Raw genomic sequence first — 22,180 nt, 5'->3', positions numbered from 1 at the left:
TAGAGCACGGAAATTTACATCTTTATTGCGACCAAAGAATAAGAAATTATCGGGGGAATCGCGAGAAGCTGAGGGTTTATTTATGTAATAAAACTACATAATGGTGCGTCGCTCGGGGCAAGGCGTGCTGGCCGGTGGCAAGACAGGCGACCCTCGGGGAGCCTAGCGCCCGATCACGCACGCGCCCTACTCGATATTCTGGATCTGCTCGCGCATCTGCTCGATCAGCACCTTGAGCTCCACGGCGCAGCGGGTGGTCTCGGCGACCACCGACTTGGAGGACAGGGTGTTGGCCTCGCGGTTGAGCTCCTGCATCAGGAAATCCAGGCGTCGTCCCACCGGCCCCTTCTGGGCCAGCTGGCGCTCTACCTCGCCGACGTGAGTCTCGAGACGGTCGAGTTCTTCGTCGACATCGGCCTTGTGGGCCAGCAGCACCAGCTCGGCCTCGAGGCGCTGGGGGTCGAGCTCGGCCTGGATGGCGGCCAGGCGCTGGCGCAGCTGGATACGCTGGCGCTCGAGGATCTGCGGCAGCAGGCGGTGTACCTCGGCGACCTGCGCGCGGATGGCCGCGAGACGCTCGCGGATCAGCATGGCGAGCTTCTCGCCTTCTCGGGCCCGGCCGGCGATCAGGTCCTTGAGCCCGGCCTGGAAGAGTGCCAGGGCCTCGGCCTTGACGGCCTCGAGATCGGGGGTCGGGATATCGAGCACCCCGGGGTGCTCGAGCAGCGCCAGGGCGTCCGGCATCGGGGCCTGGGGCACCCGGGTACACACCTCGGCCAGCGCCTCGGCCAGCGCATCCAGTCGGTCGATATCGACGCTCATGCCGGTAGAAGCCTCGGCCGGCTCGAAACGTAGGCTGCACTCCACCTTGCCTCGGGCCAAACGGGTGCGCAGGGCGTCGCGGAAGGCCGGTTCCAGATCGTGCAGGGCCTCGGGCAGGCGGAAGTGAGGCTCGAGGTAGCGATGGTTCACCGAGCGTAGTTCCAGCTGCAGGCTCCCCCAGTCGCCATCCTGCTCCTGCCGGGAAAAGGCCGTCATGCTGTGGACCATGGTTCTCTCCTGCGCCGTCGTGGTGCCCGAACAACTGTCCCGGGGCAACGCAGTGTAACCGATTCTCCCGGTGGACCGTGTAGAATGGGCCATCCTGCTGACCCCATTCCCTTCATTCCCATGTTAAGAGAGGTGCCATGTCCTCGGACAGCCGGCGTCCCAGCGGACGCGCCCCCGACCAGCCCCGCGAGATCCGTCTCACCCGCGACTACACCCGCCACGCCGAGGGCTCGGTGCTGGTGGAGTTCGGCGATACCAAGGTGCTGTGCAACGCCAGCGTCGAGGCCGGCGTGCCGCGCTGGCTGCGCGGCAAGAAACAGGGCTGGGTGACCGCCGAGTACGGTATGCTGCCCCGGGCCACCCATACCCGAGGCGGTCGCGAGGCGACCCGCGGCAAGCAGGGCGGGCGGACGCTGGAGATCCAGCGCCTGATCGGCCGCTCGCTGCGGGCCTCGGTGAACCTCAAGAAGCTCGGCGAGTTCACCATCACCGTCGACTGCGACGTCATCCAGGCCGATGGCGGCACGCGCACCGCCTCCATCACCGGCGGCTGCGTGGCGCTGGTCGATGCCATCCGCTACCTGCAGCGCGAGAAGCTGATCAAGGGCGATCCCTTCCACCAGCTGGTAAGTTCGGTCTCGGTGGGGCTGTTCAAGGGCGTGCCGGTGGTCGACCTGGACTACCCGGAGGACTCGAGCGCCGACACCGACATGAACGTGGTGATGGCCGAGGGCGGCGGGCTGATCGAGGTGCAGGGTACCGCCGAGTCCGGCACCTATAGTCGCGAGGAGCTCAACGCGATGCTCGACCTGGCCGAGCAGGCCGGCGACGCGCTGTTCGCCCATCAGCGCGAGGCGCTGGGGATCCGGACCTAAGGGCGAGAGAGCCGCGCATGAACGCAGCACGCCGACCACTGGGCCGGCGTGCTGCGTTCCGGCCTTTGCCGGAACGGCGACGAAGGGAGCGCGCTCAGAGCGTCAGGTCGTACTCGACGATCAGCGGCGAGAACTCGGAGAAGGTCGCATCGTAGTCGATCCAGGCATCCACGACATGGCGGCGGAAGTTGGGCCCGACGATCTGGTAGTCGATGCGCCAGCCATCCTGGCGTTCCCGCGGGACCTCCTGGTCGAGTCTTGGCCACCAGGTATACTCGCCGGCGTCGCGGTTGATCTCGCGGAAGGTGTCGATGAAGCCGATGGGGCCGAACACCTGGTCCATCCAGGCACGCTCCTCGGGCCTGAAGCCGGGCGAGGCCTGATGGTCGGCCCAGTTGGCCAGGTCGAGGGTCTTGTGGGCGATGTGCCAGGTGCCGCAGATGATGTACTCGCGGCGCTTGCGGGCCATCTTGGCCAGGTACTCCTGGTACTGGGCCATGAAGGTCTGCTTGGCGGTCGGGTCGCTGCCGTCGGGCATCAGGAAGCTGGCGATGCTGAAACGATCGTAGTCGGCCTGCAGGAAGCGCGCCTCGTGGTCACATTGGGGAAAGCCTAGGCCGTACATGATCGCCTTGGGGATCTTGCGGCAATAGAGGCCAACACCGGAGAAGCCGTCCTGCTCGGCATCGAGGAAATAGCCCTCATAGCCTTCCGGATAGAGGATGCTGTCGTCGAGCTCGAAGCTCTTGGCCTTGAGGTTCTGCACGCAGACGACGTCGGCGTCCTGGTTGGCCAGCCAGTCGAGAAAGCCTCGGCCTACCGCCTCGCGGATGCCGTTCACATTGATGGTGGCGATTTTCATACATGGTCCCTTTTGCGTCGCGCGTGTATGATACCCGACGTTTCGACGTTTGGGTAAATGGCCCCGGCCGATAAACGTGATAAGGGGGCGAGACGTGAGAGGAGGCCTCGTGGCGGATCATCCGGGTGCAGCATGTCTGCAACCCTACCAGCGGCAGTTCATCGAGTTCGCCATCGTGCAGGGGGTGCTGCGCTTTGGCGAGTTCACCCTCAAGTCCGGCCGGGCCAGCCCCTACTTCTTCAACGCCGGCCTGTTCCGGACCGGCGGCGCCCTGGCGAAGCTGGGCCGCTTCTATGCCCGGGCCATCGCCGAGCGTGCCCCCGGGTTCGACGTGCTGTTCGGTCCCGCCTACAAGGGCATCCCCCTGGCCGCCACTACCGCCGTGGCGCTGGCCGATCACCATGACCGTGACCTGCCCTATGCGTTCAATCGCAAGGAGGCCAAGGCCCACGGCGAGGGCGGCAATATCGTCGGGGCCACCCTGGAGGGACGGGTGCTGATCGTCGATGACGTGATCACCGCCGGTACTGCGATCCGTGAGGTGATGGGGCTGATCGAGGCCGCCGGGGCCCGGGCCGCCGGGGTCGTCGTGGCCCTGGATCGCCAGGAGCGTGGCGGTGACGACAACGACCCGCGCAGTGCCATCCAACAGGTCGAGGCGGCCTATGGCATGCCGGTGATCAGCATCGTCACCCTGGACATGGTGCTCGCCTACCTCGAGGAGCAGGCCGGCGACGAGTTGCGTGGTCATGCCGAGGCGATCCGCGCCTACCGCGATCGCTACGGCGTGACGCCGCGCTGAACCACGCTAGCGCCTGCCTTTGCTGTCCCGGAGAGCCGCCGATGCTGGACGTGGTGCTCTACCAGCCCGAGATTCCGCCCAACACCGGCAACCTGATCCGGCTGTGCGCCAACACCGGCTTCCGGTTGCACCTAATCGAGCCGCTGGGCTTCGTGCTGGACGACAAGCGCCTGCGTCGCGCCGGGCTCGACTACCACGAGTGGGCCCGGGTGCGGGTCCATCGTGACTGGCCTGCCTTTCTCGAGGGGGTGGCACCGGCCCGGGTCTTCGCCGTCTCGACCCGCGGGCGTACCGGCTATCATGAGCCCGCCTACCGGGCAGGCGACGCCTTGGTGTTCGGCCCCGAGACCCGAGGCCTGCCCCAGGCGATGCTCGACATTCTGCCCGAGACGCAGCGCCTGCGCATCCCCATGCGGCCCGAGAGTCGCAGCCTGAACCTCTCCAACGCCGCTGCGGTGATCGTCTATGAGGCCTGGCGGCAACTGGGATTCGTTGGGGCCGGCCTTCCGGGGGCCGGCCTTCCGGGTTCCGGGCTTCCGGGGTCCGGCCATCCGGGGGCCGCCAAGATACAAGACCATCGGTAGGTGCGCAGCGCATCGCTGCGCGATCACGGAGGACCCCGATCCCCATGTCCATACAGCAACGCCTGGTCCGCCTCAACCCGCGTCAGCAGGAGGCAGTCCGCTACATCGATGGCCCTTGCCTGGTGCTGGCCGGCGCCGGCTCCGGCAAGACCAGCGTGATCACCACCAAGATCGCCTATCTGGTCCAGGAGTGCGGCATGAGCGCCCGACGCATCGCCGCCGTGACCTTCACCAACAAGGCCGCCCGGGAGATGAAGGAGCGGGTGGGACAGATGCTCAAGGGCAAGCAGGGCCACGGCTTGACCGTCTCGACCTTCCACACCCTGGGACTCAACATCATCCGTGGCGAGCTCAAGGCGCTGGGCTACAAGCCCGGCTTCTCGCTGTTCGATCCCGAGGACGCCAAGGCGTTGCTGCGCGACCTGATGAACAAGGACGCCCAGGTCGATGCCGATCAGATCAATCGCGTGCAGGGCCAGATCTCCAGCTGGAAGAACGACTTGGTGCTACCCGGCCAGGCGCTGTCCCATGCGGCAAATGACGATGAGCAGTATGCCGCCCGGGTCTATGAGGCCTACGTACGCCACCTCAAGGCCTACAATGCGGTGGACTTCGATGACCTGATCCTGCTGCCGGTGGTGCTGCTGCGCGACGACCCCGAAGCGCTCGCCCGCTGGCGACGCAAGATCCACTATATGCTGGTGGACGAATACCAAGACACCAACGTCAGCCAGTACCGACTGGTGCAGATGTTGATGGGTGAGCGGGCGACCTTCACGGTGGTCGGCGACGACGACCAGTCGATCTATGCCTGGCGCGGGGCGCGACCCGAGAACCTGGTGACCCTGGGCGAGGACTTTCCGCGTCTCAGGGTCATCAAGCTCGAGCAGAACTATCGCTCCACCGGCACCATCCTGCGTGCCGCCAACACCCTGATCAGTAACAATCCCCATGTCTACGACAAGACCCTGTGGTCGGAGATGGGGCAGGGCGAGGCGATCCGTGTGGTGGTCAACCGCCACGAGGAGGCCGAGGCCGAACGGGTGGCTAGCGAGATCCTCACCCGGCGCATCAAGGAGCGCGCCGAGTGGCGCGACTTCGCGGTGCTCTACCGCGGCAACTTTCAGGCCCGGCTGCTGGAACTCAAGCTGCAGCACTACCAGATCCCCTACAAGCTCTCCGGCGGTACCTCCTTCTTCTCGCGCGGCGAGATCAAGGACGCCATGGCCTACCTGCGCCTGCTGATCAACCCCGCCGACGACAACGCCTTCCTGCGTATCGTCAATATTCCGCGCCGGGAGATCGGGCCGACCACCCTGGAGAAGTTGGCTAACTACGCCACCGAACGCGAGATCGCGCTGTTCGCCGCCTGCCGCGAGCTGGGCCTGGCCGAGCAGCTGCCGACCCGGGCCGTGGAGCGGCTGTCGCGCTTTATCCACTTCATCGAGGGCGTGCGCGACCGCATGGACCGGGGGGATGCCCTCGCCGCCATCCGCGAGATGATGAGGGAGATGGACTACGAGGCCTGGCTCTACCAGAACGCCAGCGCCCCGACCATCGCCGAGCGGCGCATGGCCAACGTCTGGACGCTGATCGACCAGCTCGAGAAATCCATGAACCGTGAGCCCGAGGACACCGCCAGCACGGACACCGAGACCGACAGCGTGGAGTCGGCCATCTCGCGGCTGGTGCTGCGCGACATCCTCGAGCAGCAGGCCGAGGAGGACGACTCCGACCGGGTCCAGCTGCTGACCATGCACGCCTCCAAGGGCCTGGAGTTCCCCCATGTGTACCTGATGGGGCTGGAGGAGGAGCTGCTGCCCCACCGCAACGCCATCGAGGTGGGGACCGTGGAGGAGGAGCGCCGCCTGGCCTATGTGGGCATCACCCGGGCACGACGCACCCTGACACTGACGCTGGCCCGCCAGCGCAAGGCCTATGGCGAGCTGATGGACTGCACCCCGAGCCGCTTCCTCGACGAACTGCCGGACGCCGACCTCGAGTGGGAAGGGCGGGCCGACAAGGAAGACCCGGAGAAGAAGCAGGCCCGGGGGAAAGACGCCATCGCCGGGCTGCGCTCGCTGTTGGGATAATCCTGGCTGCGGGCTGCGGGCTGCGGGCTGCGGGCTGCGGGCTGCGGGCTGCGGGCTGCGGGCTGCGGGCTGCGGGCTGCGGGCTGCGGGCTGCGGGCTGCGATAGCCTCGTAGGTTGGGTAAGCGAGCCTGCGAGCGCACCCGACAACCCTCTGGTGCCATGAACAGGCAACCGACGGCGGGCCATGGGCAGGCATAAAACGAAGCGGGGCGCCTCGGCGCCCCGTTCCTGGCCGTCCGGCCGGTTTACTCGGCCTGGCTGACCATGTAGTCGACGATGGCCTTGACCTTCTCGTCGGCCAGCGACATGTTGCCGCCCTTCGGTGGCATGGCGCCCTTGCCATTGATGGCGCTTGCGTAGAGGGTCTCCTTGCCCTGCTCGATGCGCGGGGCCCAGGCCTCCGCGTCGCCCAGCACGGGGGCGCCGGCGGCGCCGGAGTCATGACAGGCCGCACAGCCGGAGCTGCCGTAGAGGGCCTCGCCGTCGAGGCCGTTGCCGGCACTCGTCGCTTCGCCCTCGGTCGCCGCCTCGGCGCTGGCCTGCTCGGTAGCGCCTTCTTCGGCGACCGCTTCCTCGGCGACCGCTTCCTCGGTCGGAGCCGCCTCGGCAGCCGCTTCCGGTACCTCCATCACCGGCTCGACCAGGTAGGCCACGGCGGCTTGCACCTCCTCGTCGGAGAGGTTGGGGTTGCCGCCGCGGGCCGGCATGGCGTTGAAGCCATCGATGGCGTGGCTTACCAGGGTCTCGAAGCCCTTGCCGGTGCGCTCGCCCCAGCCGGCCTCGTCGCCGCGCACCGGGGCGCCGGCGGCACCGGTCTCGTGGCAGGCCATGCAGACGTTGTTGTAGATGCTCTCGCCGTCGGCAGTGCCTGAGGCGGCGCTGCCGCCGCCAGTAGTGGCGGCGGTCATGGCGGTACCGCAGTCCTCGCCCTCGAGGCAGAGCTCACCGACGGGTTCCAATCGCTCGGCGATAGCCTCACGGTTGAGATTGTCCTGCGCGAAGGCCATGCCTGTGGTCATCAGGCCCAGGGTGGCCAGACACCCCATGATCAGCTTGCTGGATTTCACTCTCACCACCTCTTGACGGTCCTGTTATCCAAGTCACGATCGGCATCACGAAAGCCGGGACGCCATGACGCGCACAATGCGCCACAGTATACCGGCATCGCAAACCGCTGGAAAACGACGCGGGCCCGTTCTTTGGCATGAGGTCCCGGACCCGGCGGGGGCGGCTGGACACACGACAGGCGGCGCGGTAGGATAGCGCTCGCCTGAGGGCAACCACCTTCAGGCCGCGTGCGCCCTTAGCTCAGCTGGATAGAGCGTCGCCCTCCGGAGGCGAAGGTCAAAGGTTCGAATCCTTTAGGGCGCGCCATAAACACCAGTAAAAACGGCCACTTGGCGCATTTAGCGCAGTGGCCGTTTTCATTAGCGCTCTTCGAGGTTCCAAATAGGTTCCAGTTGTCACCATTTGGCTTGGCTTCGCCGAGGATGCCCCCTAAACCACCCCTCCGGTATATGCGGAGGAAATAGTCCCAAATGGCGTTTCCCTGCTGGCCTACAGCCCGGCGGACGCCGTCAGGTGAGAAACCGCCGCTGCCCCACTGAATAAGCACTGCACGAGCCTTATTCACGCCGCGCCTGTCTTTGGGGCTTCTGGGGCCTTCGATCAACGACAGCACCTTGTGCCGAAGCGTCTTGTAGCAGCAGAGGTTGGCGCGCAGAGCGCGACGCAGGGCGGCCATGGTGTCGAACAACCGGTTGTGGGTGGCCCAGCGGCGCAGCACCCGTCACAATCGCTCAATGACATTCAGCTGTGGGTTGTAGCTGGGCAGCCGATAGAGCTCCAGGTGCGGATGCGCTTCCAGCACCGCCGTCATCAGCCGTCCCCGGTGCCAAGGGGCATTGTCGATGATGACCACGACCCGTGAGTACCGCAGCCGCGGATAGCGCCGGTCGATATCGCGCAGATGCGACGCGAAGGCTTCCTGAAGCCGCCGCGTCTTGCTTTTGCCGGTCGTGGCCTTGGCCCGGGCTGTCGAGCAGGCGCGTGCCCCACCACCTCCAGGGCCGCGAAGGCGTAGACCAGGTCCTTCCTAAGAAACTCGCAGCTCGCAGGCCTGCACGGGAGCCAGTTCATAGCCCAGTGACTTCGCACGACGGTGGAGATTGCTCACCAGCCGCTGCCGATAGCGGGCTTCGTAGTAATCCACGCCAGGGTCCTGATACTTCCAGCCATACCGCAGAGTGTTGTAGAACAGCAGAGCCAGCTTGCGTGCGGTAGCCGTCACCGCCTTGGCCTTGCCGATGCGGCTCGATAGTCGACGGTAGTAGGCGCCCAGCGCCGTCTCTGTTCGCCCGATGACATTGGCCGCCAGTCGCAACAGGGCCGCCGCTCGACTCTTGGTCCGCCGCGTTCGCGACGACAATAGCTTGCCACCGGAGATCTTGTTGCCCGGCGACAGGGCCAGCCAGGAGGCAAAGTGCTTGGCCGTCGGCCAGCGGGCCATGTCGATGCCGCACTCGGCAATCAACTCGAGCACCAGGTAGGCGCCGAACCCATTCACCTGGGTCAGGTCGACGCCCAGCACCCGGAATAACCGCTCACGCAGGTCGAACGCCGGCGCGTTGTGGTTGGTGTCAGCACGACGCGCCGGCGGCAACGGGGCGGGAGGCAATGGCGCATAGTCCGCCAGAGCGGCCAGCGCCGCCTCGATATGCCGGTCACAGTCGGCCACATGCTCATGATAGGTATCGTAGAGAGCCAGCGACTGACGCAGGGCCAAGACATGCTCCTCGCGGTAGTGACCCACCAGTGCCTCGCGAATCGTCCCTTCGCTCGACTTGCAGCGGCGATCGCGATAGCTGGCCAGCACCGCGGGGTCGCGTTCGCCGGCCACGATGGCCCGCAAGATACACATGCCGGTCTTGCCGGTGATATCGGTCACCACATGATGGAGTTGCAGGTTCATCTCCATCAGCGCCTTCTGCATGTGCTGGATATGCGAGGCGGCATAGGCCAGCAGGCGTTCACGATGGCGGACCAGGGCACGCAGACTGGCCAGTTCCTGGGTCGGCCGGAAGCTCCCACGCAGCAGCCCGTAGGCATGCAGGCGCTGGAGTCACTGGGCATCGTTGATGTCTGTCTTGCGTCCCGGCACATTCTTGACGTCACGGGCGTTGACCAGCAGGGCCTCCAGGCCGCGTTCCTCCAGAATCTCGAACACGGGAATCCAGTAGATACCAGTGGATTCCATGGCCACGGTGGTGATGCGCTGCTGCACCAGCCAGTCGGCCAGCCGCTCCAGATCATGGGTGAAACTGTCGAAGCGCCGGACCGGTTCCGGATCGCGGTCCGGCGGAATGGCGACCACATGAAAGCGTGCCCCGATGTCGATGGCCGCCGCGTCAGGGTGCACAACCTGCAACTTACTGCGACGCTGGCGGGGAGAGGACTGGCGAGCCATGGCGCGAACTCCTCAAGAGCCCAGAACGAGAGGGCCAGAGGAGGCGGCGCTGAACGAGTCTACCTTCCTAACCGGGATCACCGACAAGCGGTGTCACCACTGTCAAGTCCAGCACGCCGCCCGAACCACGTTTTTTTCCGGGGACGGACCTCCACAAAGCGGTCGGCTGCGCCTCTGGCGCCCAAGCTGAATATAGGCAGCCGCCGAGTTTCTGTCCCGACAAGCGGGTGCCAACCCTAAACAGTTTTTTAATGCCGCCAGCTCTTCCCGCGCCGTCGCCTGCCGCGCGGGGTCGGCGCGCAGAAAGCGGTAGCTGGGGCGGTAAGGGCGGATGTCATGGCGGTGACAGAACTCGCGCATGGCCGTCTCGCCCACCGTGACCCCGTGGCTACGGTACAGCTGAGTGGCCAGTTCCGCATAGATCCAGTTCGCCCGCTCCAGCCCGCAGGCCACTGAGGACCAGCCAACAGGCTCCTAAGCTACTGATACCTCGTAGCGACACACCCATGCTGGTTTGTCACTCTTGCGTAATTTAATGTAACAAAGCATATTTAGTAGCTAGAGCGCTCCAAAGGAATGAGATCGGTACCCACGTGGCATGACTAATCAAAGATTAGAAAGTATGAGCCACCACCAGTCCACCCCGGGCATGTGCCTGGAAGTTCGTGACATGAATTGGCGGCTCACACACATGGTTAACGCCAATAGTGGCGTCGTGTGCAAGTCGTACCTGGACGACACCCTGCCCTTTGGGCGCTTCGAGACTACGGTGGAATGCCTGGCGCCTTTCACCCGGCAGGACCGCGAGGCCGACTATGCCGAGGCATGGGCCTTCTTTGAGGCTGAAAAACGCCCAAGCTCGAAGTGCATTACTGAGTAGAGACTGGAAGCCACACGCCTCGAGGGCATTGACCGCACTCAAGGCTTACTCAGCCAACATTGAGCGTAATGCTCTCAACAGAAAATGGCACTGAGATGCCACAGGGGACTCAAGAATGGAACTGCTCATAAGCCTCTTCGGCATCTTCCCTTCTGCACTGGAAGACTTGCTCCGAACCACGCCTGCCAGCAGCATCACTGCGGTGTTCTTCGCGCTTATCATCGGCTTCTTCATACTTGGTCTGGCGTATTACAAGGCCGACAAGGCCCGCAGCCTTACCCACTACATGCCGAACCTTCTCACCTCGCTCGGGATGCTGGGCACATTCATCGGGATCGTCATCGGTCTGCTGCATTTCGACCCGGATGACATCGATGGAAGCATCAGCTTGTTACTTGGTGGCCTGCAAACGGCCTTTATGACCAGCCTGTTCGGCATGGCCATGACCATGGCCTATAAAGTGGTTACCAGCACGTCCTGGTGTCAGCCGAAGACAGATGTGGCCATCGGTCCAGACGAAATCGGCCCGGAACACATTCACCAACTTCTGCGTGAGCAGAACAACAACTTGGACCGCCTACACCAGGCCATCGCTGGCGATGATAGCGACACCTTGACGGGACAGATCCGACTTTTGCGTCAGCATCAGGACGACAACCACAAGGCGCTGGCCCGTGAGGCTAGCCGTCAGGCCGAGGCCTCCGAGGCGTTGGGCACGCACGCTGAGACTCAGCGTGAACGCTTCGATGCCTTCGCCCGAGAGCTCTCCACCCAGATGCAGGACTTCGCGGAGATGATGTCGAAGTCCGCCACCGAGCAGGTCGTCAATGCCCTCAAGGAAGTCATTCAGGATTTCAACCACCAGCTAACCGAGCAGTTCGGCGAGAATTTCAAGGCCCTGGATGCCTCGGTGAGGTCCCTCGTCGAATGGCAAGAAAACTACCGCCAGCAGCTTGGTGAGATGCGCGAACAGTATGCGCAGGGCGTCACCGCGATCACCCAAACGGAACAGAGCGTCGCACACATCAGCGACAAGGCTGCGGCCATTCCCGAAACCATGGGTGGCCTCGAGACCTTGCTCACGACCACCCAGCGCCAGCTGAACGACCTCGAGGGCCATCTGAGTGCTTTCCGCGACATGCGTGACCGCGCCGTGGAAGCCGTACCTGAGATCCGCCGCCAGATTGACGAAACCGTCAGCGAAATCAATCAAGCCGCGCAGAGCGCTGCGAAGGAGCTGGTGGCCGGCAGCGAGAGCATGAAGAGTGAACTCCTCGAGGGCAGCGCAAGCATCAATAAAGAGATGCTCGAAGGCGCCAGTGGCCTCAACGACCGATACAACCGGGTCCATGAGTCACTGCAGGGCACCTCGGACCACCTTTCCACCCAGTCAGAACAAATTGCCCAGCAGTTCAGAGATGCTCACGAGGAGGTCAATGCCCAGGTCCGTGAGCTCGTGGAACGTCTCAGTGGCCACAGCGAGCAGATGAGCAGTTGCCTGGTCGAAGGCAGCGAGCGCGTCGGCAGGCAGCTCGATGACAGTGCTCGCCAGATCGGTGAACGCTTCACCGCCCTGCAGGAGCACCTGACCAAGAGCGCTAGCGAGCTGATGCAAGGCACCGAAAAGCTCAACCAGCGATTCACCGAGGGGGCTGAACAACTAGGCACACGCATGGACAACAGTGCCGAGCGATTGGAGCAGCGTATGGCTGAAGGCGCCGAACGCCTCGAGAAGCGCATGAGTGAGGGGGCAGAACGTCTTGAGCGGGACATGGACAAGAATACCCGTCAGATCGGTGAGCGATTCGAAAACCTGCAGGAGCACCTGACCAACAGCGCCAGGGAGCTCGAGAAAGGCACCGAGGAGCTCAACGAGCGCTTCGTGGAAGGCGCCGGAAAGCTCGAGGAGAAGATGTATGGCGGTGCCGAGCGCCTCGAGAAGCGCATGAGTGAGGGAGCAGAACGTCTCGAACGGGACATGGACAAGAACACCCGTCAGATCGGAGAGCACTTCGAAAGCCTTCAGGATCACCTCAAATCTAGCGCCAGGGAGCTCGAGAAAGGCACCGAGGAGCTCAACGAGCGCTTCATGGAAGGTGCCGAAAAGCTCGAGGAGAAGATGTATGGCGGTGCCGAGCGTCTCGAGAGGCACATGCGCGATGGCGCCGAAGGAATCGGCAAGCGCTTTGGTGAGCTACAGGAGACTCTGGAAGGCAATGCCAGCACCCTCCATGAAGGTGCAAAGCGCTTGAGCGAGGAGTATCGCAAGGGCATCGAAAGCGCCGAGCAACAGGTGAAGGCTCTCGTCGAGCAGCTCACCCGCGAGCAAGAACAGATAGCACGTGCCCTGAGTGAATCTGGCGAGGAGACCCAGAGTCAGCTGCGCCAGGTGCAGAGCCGGACCGCCGAGGCATTGGAAAGTCTTCAGTCGCAGCACAAGCAGGCGCTGGCCGAAGCCAGCCAGCAATATCAGAATCAGCTGAGCAATGCCTACCAGCAGGTCGAGGCCACCATGCAGCAGGCCGTGCAGCGCACCGGCGAGCACGTCAATGCCCAGATGGAGCGCATCGATGAAAGCATGCAGCAGGAACTGCAGCGTGTGATGACCGAGATGGGCAGTGCGCTGGCACAGATCAGCGGTCACTTTACCCAGGACTACCAGAAGCTGACCAGTGAAATGCAGAAGGTGGTGCAGTCGGCCAATGTGGGAGCCTACTCATGAGCCGCATGCATGCCTTATTCGGCCATGGCAGCGCGACCGGCAACGAGGAAGAACACCATTGGTTGAGCGTCTCGGACCTGATGGCGGGGCTGATGATGGTCTTTTTGCTGATCTCCATCGCCCTGATGCAGCATGCTCTCAAGGAGCGTGATCGCGTCACCCAGGTCGCCAAGGCCTACCAGGATACCCAGGTCGCCATCTATCAGGCACTGATGGAGGAGTTCGCGGATGACCTGGAAGCCTGGGAAGCCGACATCGACGCCGACACTCTGGCCCTAACTTTCAAGTCGCCGGAAGTACTCTTTGACACCGGATCGACCGAGCTACGTTCGCGCTTCCAGAGCATCCTGGGCGACTTCTACCCGCGCTATCTCGAAGTGCTGGTGCCTTTTCGTGATTCCATCGATGAGGTACGCATCGAGGGGCATACCTCTAGCCTGTGGAATCGTCACGTAAACGAGGATGAAGCCTACTTCCATAACATGGAGCTCTCCCAGGGTCGCACTCGCTCTGTACTGAGCTACCTGTATGGGCTACCAGAAACCCAAGTCGAAAAAGGCTGGGTGAAGAAGACCACCGCAGCAGTAGGTTTCTCCTCCTCGCACCCGGTCATCGGGGAGAATGGAGAGGAAGATCATGAGCGTTCGCGCCGCGTCAGCTTCCGCATCCTGACCAACGCTGAAAGTCAGATCCGTGAGATCCTCTCCGAGGTAGACTCATGAAGCTCTTGGTGGACTTCAGCGCCCTGCGTGCCGCAGCTAACCGTATGGGGCCGCCAATACAGATCGACTTGAGCTTCAAGACAGCCAATGCGCCCTTGGTGAGAAAGGACATCACGGTGAATACCGCGCCGCCGCCGGAGCTCGTGATTCCCGAAGGCGGCATGGAGCTGACTGACCTGGGGCAGGTCGGTATCGACAACAACCTGTTGACATGGCAGGGGCAGCAGGTACTGCTTTACATCCAGGATCATCGTGCGCGCTTTGATGCAGCCCGCTTGGATGGAAAAGTTGGCAACAGAGTACATCTGTCCTTCTGCCAGACACTGGAGAAGATGCGTGACTCAGGTCGCTTCGAGCGCTACGTGGTCACGCGTGATCACAGCGAGCAGTTCCGAATTACCGGGAAAATGCTTGGCTGGCGGGAAGAGTCAGCTACCACCGACCTTAAGGTTTGCAAGTACTGCCTGCGCAAACTCAATTACGAGGGCTATGGCACCCCTGGAAACTATGCCGCCTTCACCAATTTTTCCTTCGTAAAGTTTTTCCAGCAGTACGAGTCCTTTTTTCCTTATCATCCGTCTCGCGAGGCTGGTGCCCCAGAGCACTACAGTGAGGACTGGGCAGAGGTCTCGCGCCGTTATCGCGAGTCGCGCCGGCATACCTGCGAGAACTGCGGCGTGAACTTCTCCCGTCGCCCCTATCTTCTGCATACCCACCACATCAATGGCGTACGCAGCGACAATGCCGAGCATAACCTCAAGGCGCTGTGCGCAGACTGTCATAGCAAGGAGCCTGGGCATTACCACATGGCTGTTCCACATCGTATCCGGCAGGAGATCGCCCATTTACGCCAGGAGCAGCAACGTGCTGAGGCACCTGACTGGCGAGAGGTATTTCGTCTGGCGGATCCAGGCCTCAATGGCCTGCTGCACCACCTCGAAGCTAAACGTGCTCCACTCCCCAAGGTGGGGCTGGACATTCAGGATGGGCGAGATGCGATCATCGCCAACCTGGAGCTGGCCTGGCCAAGTCAGCAGATCGGCATCGCCATTAGTGAGGCGGATGCCATTTCCGCCAAGGAACAGGGCTGGCGTGTCTACAGAGTGCAACTGGCACTGGATCGCCCGGAAAAATTGGTAGACCTGCTTCGGCGCAGCCGCTGAGACGACCGATTGAATCCGCCCAATACACCTCCATCGCGTTCGGTGAGCGCTGCGAGCAGGCCGGCGTGCGGCCATCGATGGGGTCGGTTGGAGATTGCTACGATAACTCCATGGCGGAGAGCTTCTTCGCCACCCTGGAATGCGAGCTGCTGGATAGACGGCGGTTCGCCACGCCATCGGAAGCGCAGCGGGCCGTCTTCGCGTTCATCGAGGGCTGGTACAACCCACACCGTCGCCACTCCGCGATCGGCTATGCCAGTCCGGTGCAGTTCGAGAGACAGAATGCGGCTGCCTCGAGCTAAAGCTGTTCACCGTCCACCGAATCGGGGTAACTCCAATATCGCGCTGCAAGCAACGCTCCCACCATGCGAACCGGGCCGTGCAGTGACTTCACGCTGATTTGCGAAGAGCCTTTCTTTGCTTGTGGCCACCCTGTCTCTTGCAACGACTGGTAGTGCGCTACACCGATGCCGAGGCCGCTTGCGGATTTGCCGATCGCAGTCTCTGGGGTTATGGTACGTTCATGGATGCGCAAATAATTGCGCAAAAGTGCTCACTATATGCCTATTATGCGCAATTTTTTTCCCAAAAAATCCGATCTTTCCTATAATGTGAGCAGCTTTTTTCACATGAGCAGTCGCGATGCATCTTACCATCCAGATCCATCTGGGCGGCGAATGGCAGGACGCGGCGCGTCTGGAACTGCCGGATCCCGAGCGGGGTATACAGGGCCCGGCCAGGCTCGGCTATCTGCAGGACTATGCCCTGGAGTGGATGTTCCGAGACGACGAGCACGCCTGCAGTCTGATGCTTCCCGTGGAGCTGATGCTGACCCACCACGGCGAGCGCTGGTTCGGTTTCCTCGAGGACATCATGCCGGCCGGCGCCGGCCGCCGCTACTGGGTGCAGCACCTGGGCCTTCAGGCTCTTTCTTCGGCCGAGCAGGATGCGCCGCTGCTGCGCCACGGCACCATCGCGCCGGTCGGTAACCTGCGCCTGCGCGAGGCGGTGCCGGCGCACACCGCAAGCCTGGGGACGCGACGCTTCCCGATGGTGGATGTCATCGAGCGCCATACCGACTTTCTGGAATATGCTCAGCAGATGGGCGCCGCCAGCGGCGGGGCTACCGGCGCCGGCGGCGAAGCGCCGAAGCTGTTGGTGCGTCGCACACCCGAGGATGAGGTGTGGATCGATACCTGGCAGGACGACCCGGGCAATCCCGACGCCCATTATCTGGTGAAGTTTCCGCGAGGCCGGCGCAGCGCCGACGACTGCGACATCCTGCGCGCCGAATACCACTACTACCTTGAGCTTGCCGCGCTTGGCGTCGAGACCATCGCCACCGACGGCCTGGCCTTGATCGAAGGCGAGCGCTATCCCTCGCTGTGGCTGCCCCGGTTCGACGTCGAGTGGCGAGGCGACGGTTGGTGCCGATTCGGCCTCGAGTCGGTCTATGCCCTGCTAGGTGCGCCGCCCGGCACCCACCTGCGCCATCTGCCGGTGATTCGCCGCCTGGCGGCGCTGCTCGACCGGCAGCATCGGGTGCGCGAACTGGGCGAAGCCTTCGATCGGGAGGCCTTCGTCATCGAATGGGTGAAGCGCGACCTGCTCAACGTGGCCTTCGGCAATTCCGACAATCACGGCCGCAACGCCGCCCTGCTGAAGCGTCCCGAGGGGATCTGGCATGCCCCCGTCTACGATTTCGCCCCCATGAAGGCCGACCCGGAAGGGGTCACGCGCACCACCCAATGGGGCGTGCCATTTGAGCAGGGCGGTGACTTCGACTGGCCCGCCATTGCCGAGGCGCTCGGCGAGCTGGTCCCCCCGGCGCGCCTGATGGCCGAACTGCGTGATCTCGGCCAGCACCTGCACGGGCTGCAGGAGCGGCTTGTCCGGCGCGGCGTGCCGGAGCGGATCCTGACCATGCCGGCGGTGGGCCTGAGGGACCTCGATCGCCGGCTGGCACGCTGGGGACTGGTATGAAGCCCAGGACACTGACGCCCGAGGCGCGGGAAGCCGCACTGCTGAACCAGCTGGGGCGGCTGTTGCGCGGCGAGACCACCGAGGGCCAGGTGCTGCGCACCCTGCGTCGCGAAGTGCTGGGCCTGTCGCAGAGTGACTATGCGGCTCTGGTCGGGGTCAGCCGCCGCACCCTCTCGGATATCGAACGCGATGCCGGCAGTTTCTCCACGGCCAGCATGAACCGGGTCTTTCGTCCGCTGGGGCTGAAGGTCGGCCTGGTACCGCGCCAGGCCGACCTGCTGGCTCGGCTGGGCAAAGCGGCCGAACCGAGAAGGGAGGTCAGCACTCGATAGTGTTGACGGCAAGCCCCCCCTTCGAGGTCTCCTTGTACTTCTCCTGCATGTCGGCGCCGGTATCCCGCATGGTGCGGATCACCTTGTCCAGGGAGATGAAGTGCTCGCCGTCGCCGCGCAGGGCCATCTGGGCGGCATTGATCGCCTTGACCGAGGCGATGGCATTGCGCTCGATGCAGGGCACCTGCACCAGCCCACCCACCGGGTCGCAGGTCAGCCCCAGGTTGTGCTCCAGGCCGATCTCGGCGGCGTTCTCCACCTGCCCCACGCTGCCGCCCATCACTTCGGTCAGCCCCGCCGCGGCCATGGCACAGGCCGAGCCCACCTCGCCCTGGCAGCCCACCTCGGCGCCGGAGATGGAAGCGTTCTTCTTGCACAGGATGCCCACGGCGCCGGCAGTGAGCAGGAAGTCCACCACGTCGCGCTCGTTGGCGCCCTTGCTGAACTGCATGTAGTAGTGCAGCACCGCCGGGATGATGCCCGCCGCGCCGTTGGTGGGGGCGGTGACCATGCGCCGGCCGGCGGCATTCTCCTCGTTGACCGCCAGGGCGTAGAGGTTGACCCAGTCCATGGCCGACATCGTGGAGGCGATCAGCGAGTGGTCATCCTTGCTGGCCAGCATGCGCTGATACAGCGCCTTGGCGCGGCGCCTGACGTTGAGCCCGCCGGGCAGCACGCCCTCGGCTTCCATGCCCTTCTTGACGCAGGCCTGCATCGCCGCCCAGATCACCAGCAGGCCTTCGCGAATCTCCTCTTCACTGCGCCAGGCCTTCTCGTTTTCCAGCATCAGCTCGCTGATGCGCAGGCCACTCTCCCGGCACATGCGCAGCAGCTCGGCGCCGGTCTGGAAATCGTAGGGCAGCTCGGTGTGATCGATATCCAGCTGGCCCTCGGCGGCCTGGGCCGCGTCGATGACGAAGCCACCGCCCACCGAGTAGTAGGTGTTGCGGTAGAGCTCGCCATCATCGCCGTGGGCGATCAGGCGCATGGCGTTGGGGTGGCGCGGCAGGCTCTCCTCGAGCAGCTGCATGTCGCGAGCCCAGAGAAAGGGGACACTGTGCCGGGCATCCAGGCGCAGCGCCTCGGCTTCCTTCAGCTCCGCGAGGCAGGGCTCGATGATGTCCGGGTCGATCCGGTCGGGCCGCTCGCCCATCAGGCCCATGATCACGGCCTGGTCGGTGCCGTGACCGATACCGGTGGCCGACAGGGAGCCGAAGAGCTGGACCTCCACGCGCGTCACGCGCTCCAGCAGGTCCTGCGCCTTCAATTCACCGACGAAGTCGTAGGCCGCCTGCATGGGGCCCACGGTATGCGAGCTCGAGGGCCCGATGCCGATCTTGAACAGGTCGAAAACGCTGATTGACATGTTGTTTCACCTTGGCAATGACTTGTTGTTGTCGAGTTAGCGATCGAACACGACCGTGCGCTTGTCGTGCAGAAAGACGCGTCGTTCCACGTGCAGGGCCACCGCCCGGGCCAGGGTCAAGCGCTCGATATCACGCCCCTTGGCCACTAGGTCCTCCGGGTAGTCGGCATGGCCGACGGCCCCCACCCCCTGGGTGATGATCGGTCCCTCGTCCAGGTCGTCGTTGATGTAGTGGGCGGTGGCGCCGACCAGCTTGACGCCCTTCTCATACGCCTGGTGATAGGGCTTGGCACCCTTGAAACCCGGCAGCAGCGAGTGGTGGATGTTGATTGCCCGACCGGCGAGCTTCTCGCACATGTCGCTGGACAGCACCTGCATGTAGCGGGCGAGGATCACCAGCTCGGCGCCGGTTTCCTGGACCACCTGCCAGACCTGGGCCTCCTGTTCGGGCTTGGTCTCCGGGGTGATCGGAAAATGGTGATAGGGAATATCATGCCAGGCCACCAGCGGCTCCAGGTCCGGGTGGTTGGAGATCACCGCACGGATCTTGATCGGCAGCTGGCCGGTACGGTAGCGATACAGCAGGTCGTTCAGGCAATGGTCGGCCTTGGAGACCATAATCACCACCGGCAGACGCGTCCCCGGGGCGGTCAGCTCGAAGCTCATCGCGAACTCGGCGGCCCGCGGGGCGAAGGCCGCACGGAAGGCGTCGGCATCGAAGCCATCGTCCTCGGGGCGGAATTCTGTGCGGATGAAGAAGCCCCCGCTTAGCCGGTCATCGAAGGACTGCTGCTCGGTGATATAGCAGCGGCTCTCCTTGAGGAAGCGGGTGACCACGTCGACGGTGCCCAGCCGGCTGGGGCACTGGGCGGTTAGGATCCAGGTATCGGCGCTCATATCGACACTACGATTCATGGGGCTCATGGGTGTCTCCTGACGAAGCAGGCCGGGGCGAACCCCGGCCTGTTAATAGCAGTTGCGAAAGGCCAGGCTCAGCGCTCGACGCCGATGCCGTACTCCTCGCCGGCGTCCAGCAGCCAACGATAGGTGTAGTCGGCGAAGCTGCGACGCACCACCAGCTCCCAGCGTGACTCGCCGGGACGGCGCAGGATCACCGTGGCCTTGGCGAACACCGTGGTCACGCCCTTGCCCACAGGGAAGTGGTGCGGGTGCACATCGTAGATCACCGACTTCATCAGCAGCTCCCGAGCGGCCTCGCCCTCGAGCTCGACCAGGGTCTGGCCGCCGCTGACGTCGGTGATGGCGAAGTGGGCATCGCCCAGCGCCTCGCGCAGCTTGGCCTCCAGGGTGAACTCCTCGCCGCCGGGCACGATGACCAGCCACTCGTCCGGCGACAGCCACTGGACACTACGCTCGCCGTCGGCGTCGAGCACCAGGCCCTGGGGCTCGCCGGGCAGCGTGATGCCCAGCACCTCGCGCACCGCCTCGTCCAGCACGATGGCCCCGCCGCGCAGGATCAGGTGACCGAGAAAGGGCCGCTCGCGCAGCACCACCCGGCTCCTGTTGGTGGGGACCGGAGCCCCCGAGCGCTGGTAGGCGTAGGCCAGCGGCGACTCGGCCGGCACCGCCGCCTCGGGACGGGTGTCGAAGGTCCTGACGTTCTGGGCAACCGAATTAGACATGCTGGCGCTCCCCCTTGGGATCGTAGAAGACATTGCTGACGATCTCGGCCTCATGGACCTGGCCGTCGGCCATCGGCAGATAGACCGTCTGCCCCATCCGCTCATGCCCGCCCTTGACCACCGCCAGGGCGATGCCATGACCGAGAATGGCGCTGTGGTAGCTGGAGGTCACATGACCGACCATGGGCATGGGAATCGCATGCTTCGGATCGAAGACGATCTGTGCGCCCTCTTCCAGCACCACCTTGGGGTCCTTGGGCTTGAGGCCCACCAGCTGCTTGCGGTCCTTGCGCACGGTGTCGGGGCGCGACAGGGCGCGCAGGCCGATCCACGAGAACGGCTTGTCGTAGCCGACCGCCCACTGCATGCCCAGGTCCTCCGGGGTCACCGAGCCGTCGGTGTCCTGGCCGGCGATGATCAGGCCCTTCTCGGCGCGCAGCACGTGCATGGTCTCGGTGCCGTAGGGCGTGAGGTCATACTTCTTCCCGTGCTCGAACAGCGTCTTCCACACGTGCAGGGCGTAGTTGGCCTGGACGTTGATCTCGTAGGCCAGCTCCCCGGTGAAGGAGATCCGGAACACCCGCGCCGGCACTTCGGCCACCTTGCCCTCGCGCCAGTCCATGAACTTGAAACTGTCGCGATCGAGATCGATGTCCGTCACCTCGGCGAGCAGCTTGCGCGCCTCGGGCCCGGTGACGGTGATGGTCGCCCAGTGGTCGGTCACCGAGGTGAAGGTGACCTGAAGCTCCGGCCACTCGGTCTGGTGCCACAGCTCCAGCCACTCCAGCACGCCGGCCGCACCGCCGGTGGTGGTGGTCATCAGGAAGTGGTTCTCGCCCAGGCAGCTGGTGGTGCCGTCGTCGAACAGCATGCCATCGTCCTTGCACATCAAGCCGTAGCGTACGCGCCCCGGTTCCAGCTTGGCCCACTTGTTGGTGTAGACGCGGCCCAGGAACTCGCGGGCATCCGGCCCCTGGATATCGATCTTGCCCAGGGTCGAGGCGTCGAGGATGCCCACCCCCTGACGCACGGCCAGACACTCCCGGGCCACCGCTTCATCCAGGGTCTCGGTCTTGCCATCGACCTGGCGCGGGAAGTACCAGGGGCGCTTCCACTGGCCCACATCCTCGAACTCGGCGCCGTTCTCCACGTGCCACGGGTGCAGGGCGGTGTAGCGCTCCGGGTCGAACAGCTCGCGGCAGTGGCGGCCGACGATGGCGCCGAAGGTCACCGGCGTATAATTGGGGCGGAACACCGTGGTGCCGACCTCGGGGATCGTCCGGCCCAGGCAACGGGCGGCGATGGCCATGCCGTTGATGTTGCCGAGCTTGCCCTGGTCGGTGCCGAAGCCCATGGCGGTGTAGCGCTTGACGTGCTCGATGGACTCGAAGCCCTCGCGGGTGGCCAGCTCGATGCCCGCCGCGGTGACGTCGTTCTGCAGGTCGACGAACTGCTTGGGGGCGCGCAGCGTTGGTTTCTCATGGGGCACCTGATAGAGCGCGCAGGCCGCACCGTCGCGGCGCGCGGCGACCTGGGGCAGCGCGAGCTCGGCGGCCGTGAAACCGGTCTCCGCGGCGGCCTGGCGGCCGGCCTCGGCACCGTCGGCCAGCACCTCTCCGGTGGCATAGACGCCGCG

The 22,180-nt window shown here is 64.3% G+C and carries 19 protein-coding genes, 1 tRNA gene and 2 pseudogenes; 12 read left to right on the top strand and 10 right to left on the bottom strand.

Features of this window, described 5'->3' with window-relative positions; genetic code table 11:
• Window positions 1-186: 186 nt before the first annotated feature.
• The gene (locus FHR94_RS06225) at window positions 187-1,050 is read right to left on the bottom strand and encodes a YicC/YloC family endoribonuclease (RefSeq protein WP_183324767.1); all 864 of its coding nucleotides are present in this window, start codon (window positions 1,048-1,050) and stop codon (window positions 187-189) included.
• Between the two features lie 137 nt (window positions 1,051-1,187).
• On the opposite strand from FHR94_RS06225, the gene rph reads away from it, so the two are divergent.
• Complete coding sequence (gene rph, locus FHR94_RS06220; protein WP_183324766.1) at window positions 1,188-1,925, top strand: ribonuclease PH; 738 nt, start codon at window positions 1,188-1,190, stop codon at window positions 1,923-1,925.
• A 94-nt stretch (window positions 1,926-2,019) separates the two neighbouring features.
• Here the strand turns inward: rph and FHR94_RS06215 are convergent, their stop codons facing one another.
• Window positions 2,020-2,787 carry an exodeoxyribonuclease III gene (locus FHR94_RS06215; RefSeq protein WP_183324765.1) on the bottom strand — a complete coding sequence of 256 codons (768 nt, stop codon included), beginning with the start codon at window positions 2,785-2,787 and terminating at the stop codon, window positions 2,020-2,022.
• Window positions 2,788-2,896: 109 nt separating this feature from the next.
• On the opposite strand from FHR94_RS06215, the gene pyrE reads away from it, so the two are divergent.
• From pyrE to rep, 3 genes are read left to right on the top strand one after another with little or no spacing between them, the layout of a single operon-like run.
• The gene (gene pyrE / locus FHR94_RS06210; RefSeq protein WP_183324764.1) at window positions 2,897-3,589 is read left to right on the top strand and encodes an orotate phosphoribosyltransferase; all 693 of its coding nucleotides are present in this window, start codon (window positions 2,897-2,899) and stop codon (window positions 3,587-3,589) included.
• Window positions 3,590-3,630: 41 nt separating this feature from the next.
• Window positions 3,631-4,173 carry a tRNA (uridine(34)/cytosine(34)/5-carboxymethylaminomethyluridine(34)-2'-O)-methyltransferase TrmL gene (trmL, locus tag FHR94_RS06205; protein ID WP_183324763.1) on the top strand — a complete coding sequence of 181 codons (543 nt, stop codon included), beginning with the start codon at window positions 3,631-3,633 and terminating at the stop codon, window positions 4,171-4,173.
• A 44-nt stretch (window positions 4,174-4,217) separates the two neighbouring features.
• Entirely contained in the window at window positions 4,218-6,266 is a 2,049-nt protein-coding gene (gene rep, locus FHR94_RS06200) for a DNA helicase Rep (RefSeq protein WP_183324762.1), read from the top strand.
• Between the two features lie 246 nt (window positions 6,267-6,512).
• Here rep and FHR94_RS06195 read toward each other — a convergent pair whose 3' ends face one another.
• Window positions 6,513-7,334, bottom strand: coding sequence for a c-type cytochrome (locus FHR94_RS06195; RefSeq protein WP_343064637.1), 822 nt, complete (start codon window positions 7,332-7,334; stop codon window positions 6,513-6,515).
• 230 nt (window positions 7,335-7,564) lie between these two features.
• Between FHR94_RS06195 and FHR94_RS06190 the strand changes: the two genes are divergently transcribed.
• Window positions 7,565-7,641, top strand: a tRNA-Arg gene (locus tag FHR94_RS06190).
• Window positions 7,642-8,056: 415 nt separating this feature from the next.
• Here the strand turns inward: FHR94_RS06190 and FHR94_RS06185 are convergent.
• The 3 genes and pseudogenes from FHR94_RS06185 to FHR94_RS19460 all read right to left on the bottom strand — a co-directional run.
• Window positions 8,057-8,269 (bottom strand): annotated as a pseudogene (locus FHR94_RS06185) (transposase); the annotation flags it as partial.
• Window positions 8,270-8,362: 93 nt separating this feature from the next.
• Window positions 8,363-9,379, bottom strand: a complete 1,017-nt coding sequence (locus FHR94_RS06180; RefSeq protein ID WP_221188396.1) for an IS110 family RNA-guided transposase — start codon at window positions 9,377-9,379, stop codon at window positions 8,363-8,365.
• 9 nt (window positions 9,380-9,388) lie between these two features.
• Window positions 9,389-9,733 (bottom strand): IS110 family transposase, encoded by a 345-nt coding sequence (locus FHR94_RS19460; RefSeq protein ID WP_221188389.1) that lies wholly within the window; start codon window positions 9,731-9,733, stop codon window positions 9,389-9,391.
• 622 nt (window positions 9,734-10,355) lie between these two features.
• Here FHR94_RS19460 and FHR94_RS06170 point away from each other — a divergent pair.
• The 7 genes and pseudogenes from FHR94_RS06170 (at window position 10,356) to FHR94_RS06140 (ending at window position 17,535) form a co-directional block, all read left to right on the top strand.
• Entirely contained in the window at window positions 10,356-10,613 is a 258-nt protein-coding gene (locus FHR94_RS06170; protein ID WP_183324760.1) for a hypothetical protein, read from the top strand.
• Between the two features lie 115 nt (window positions 10,614-10,728).
• The gene (locus tag FHR94_RS06165) at window positions 10,729-13,335 is read left to right on the top strand and encodes an apolipoprotein A-IV repeat region-like domain-containing protein (RefSeq protein ID WP_183324759.1); all 2,607 of its coding nucleotides are present in this window, start codon (window positions 10,729-10,731) and stop codon (window positions 13,333-13,335) included.
• A complete protein-coding gene (locus tag FHR94_RS06160; RefSeq protein ID WP_246389849.1) occupies window positions 13,332-14,057 on the top strand; it encodes an OmpA family protein in 726 nt (241 codons plus the stop codon). The genes FHR94_RS06165 and FHR94_RS06160 overlap by 4 nt, the downstream gene beginning before the upstream one ends.
• On the top strand, window positions 14,054-15,220 hold the full coding sequence (locus FHR94_RS06155) for an HNH endonuclease (RefSeq protein ID WP_183324758.1): 1,167 nt from the start codon (window positions 14,054-14,056) through the stop codon (window positions 15,218-15,220). Before FHR94_RS06160 ends, FHR94_RS06155 begins: the two co-directional genes overlap by 4 nt.
• A gap of 11 nt (window positions 15,221-15,231) precedes the next feature.
• Window positions 15,232-15,522 (top strand): annotated as a pseudogene (locus FHR94_RS06150) (transposase); the annotation flags it as partial.
• Between the two features lie 340 nt (window positions 15,523-15,862).
• Window positions 15,863-17,203 carry a type II toxin-antitoxin system HipA family toxin gene (locus FHR94_RS06145; protein ID WP_183324757.1) on the top strand — a complete coding sequence of 447 codons (1,341 nt, stop codon included), beginning with the start codon at window positions 15,863-15,865 and terminating at the stop codon, window positions 17,201-17,203.
• Window positions 17,200-17,535: a helix-turn-helix transcriptional regulator gene (locus FHR94_RS06140; protein WP_183324756.1), complete on the top strand. Its 336-nt coding sequence runs from the start codon at window positions 17,200-17,202 to the stop codon at window positions 17,533-17,535. The genes FHR94_RS06145 and FHR94_RS06140 overlap by 4 nt, the downstream gene beginning before the upstream one ends.
• On the opposite strand, the gene FHR94_RS06135 is transcribed toward FHR94_RS06140, so the two are convergent.
• From FHR94_RS06135 to FHR94_RS06120, 4 genes are all read right to left on the bottom strand, one after another.
• Window positions 17,522-18,901 (bottom strand): L-serine ammonia-lyase, encoded by a 1,380-nt coding sequence (locus FHR94_RS06135; RefSeq protein ID WP_183324755.1) that lies wholly within the window; start codon window positions 18,899-18,901, stop codon window positions 17,522-17,524. The two genes, FHR94_RS06140 and FHR94_RS06135, sit on opposite strands and share 14 nt — an antisense overlap.
• Window positions 18,902-18,937: 36 nt before the next feature.
• Window positions 18,938-19,825, bottom strand: a complete 888-nt coding sequence (gene purU / locus FHR94_RS06130) for a formyltetrahydrofolate deformylase (RefSeq protein ID WP_246389848.1) — start codon at window positions 19,823-19,825, stop codon at window positions 18,938-18,940.
• 68 nt (window positions 19,826-19,893) lie between these two features.
• A complete protein-coding gene (locus FHR94_RS06125; protein WP_183324754.1) occupies window positions 19,894-20,544 on the bottom strand; it encodes a sarcosine oxidase subunit gamma in 651 nt (216 codons plus the stop codon).
• The coding region (locus FHR94_RS06120) for a glycine cleavage T C-terminal barrel domain-containing protein (protein WP_281375940.1) at window positions 20,537-22,180 on the bottom strand (1,644 nt) is incomplete at its 5' end. The genes FHR94_RS06120 and FHR94_RS06125, both read right to left, overlap by 8 nt.

Source organism: Halomonas cerina (assembly GCF_014192215.1).
Taxonomy (GTDB): domain Bacteria; phylum Pseudomonadota; class Gammaproteobacteria; order Pseudomonadales; family Halomonadaceae; genus Halomonas; species Halomonas cerina.
This window is presented reverse-complemented; position numbering and strand designations above follow the sequence as displayed.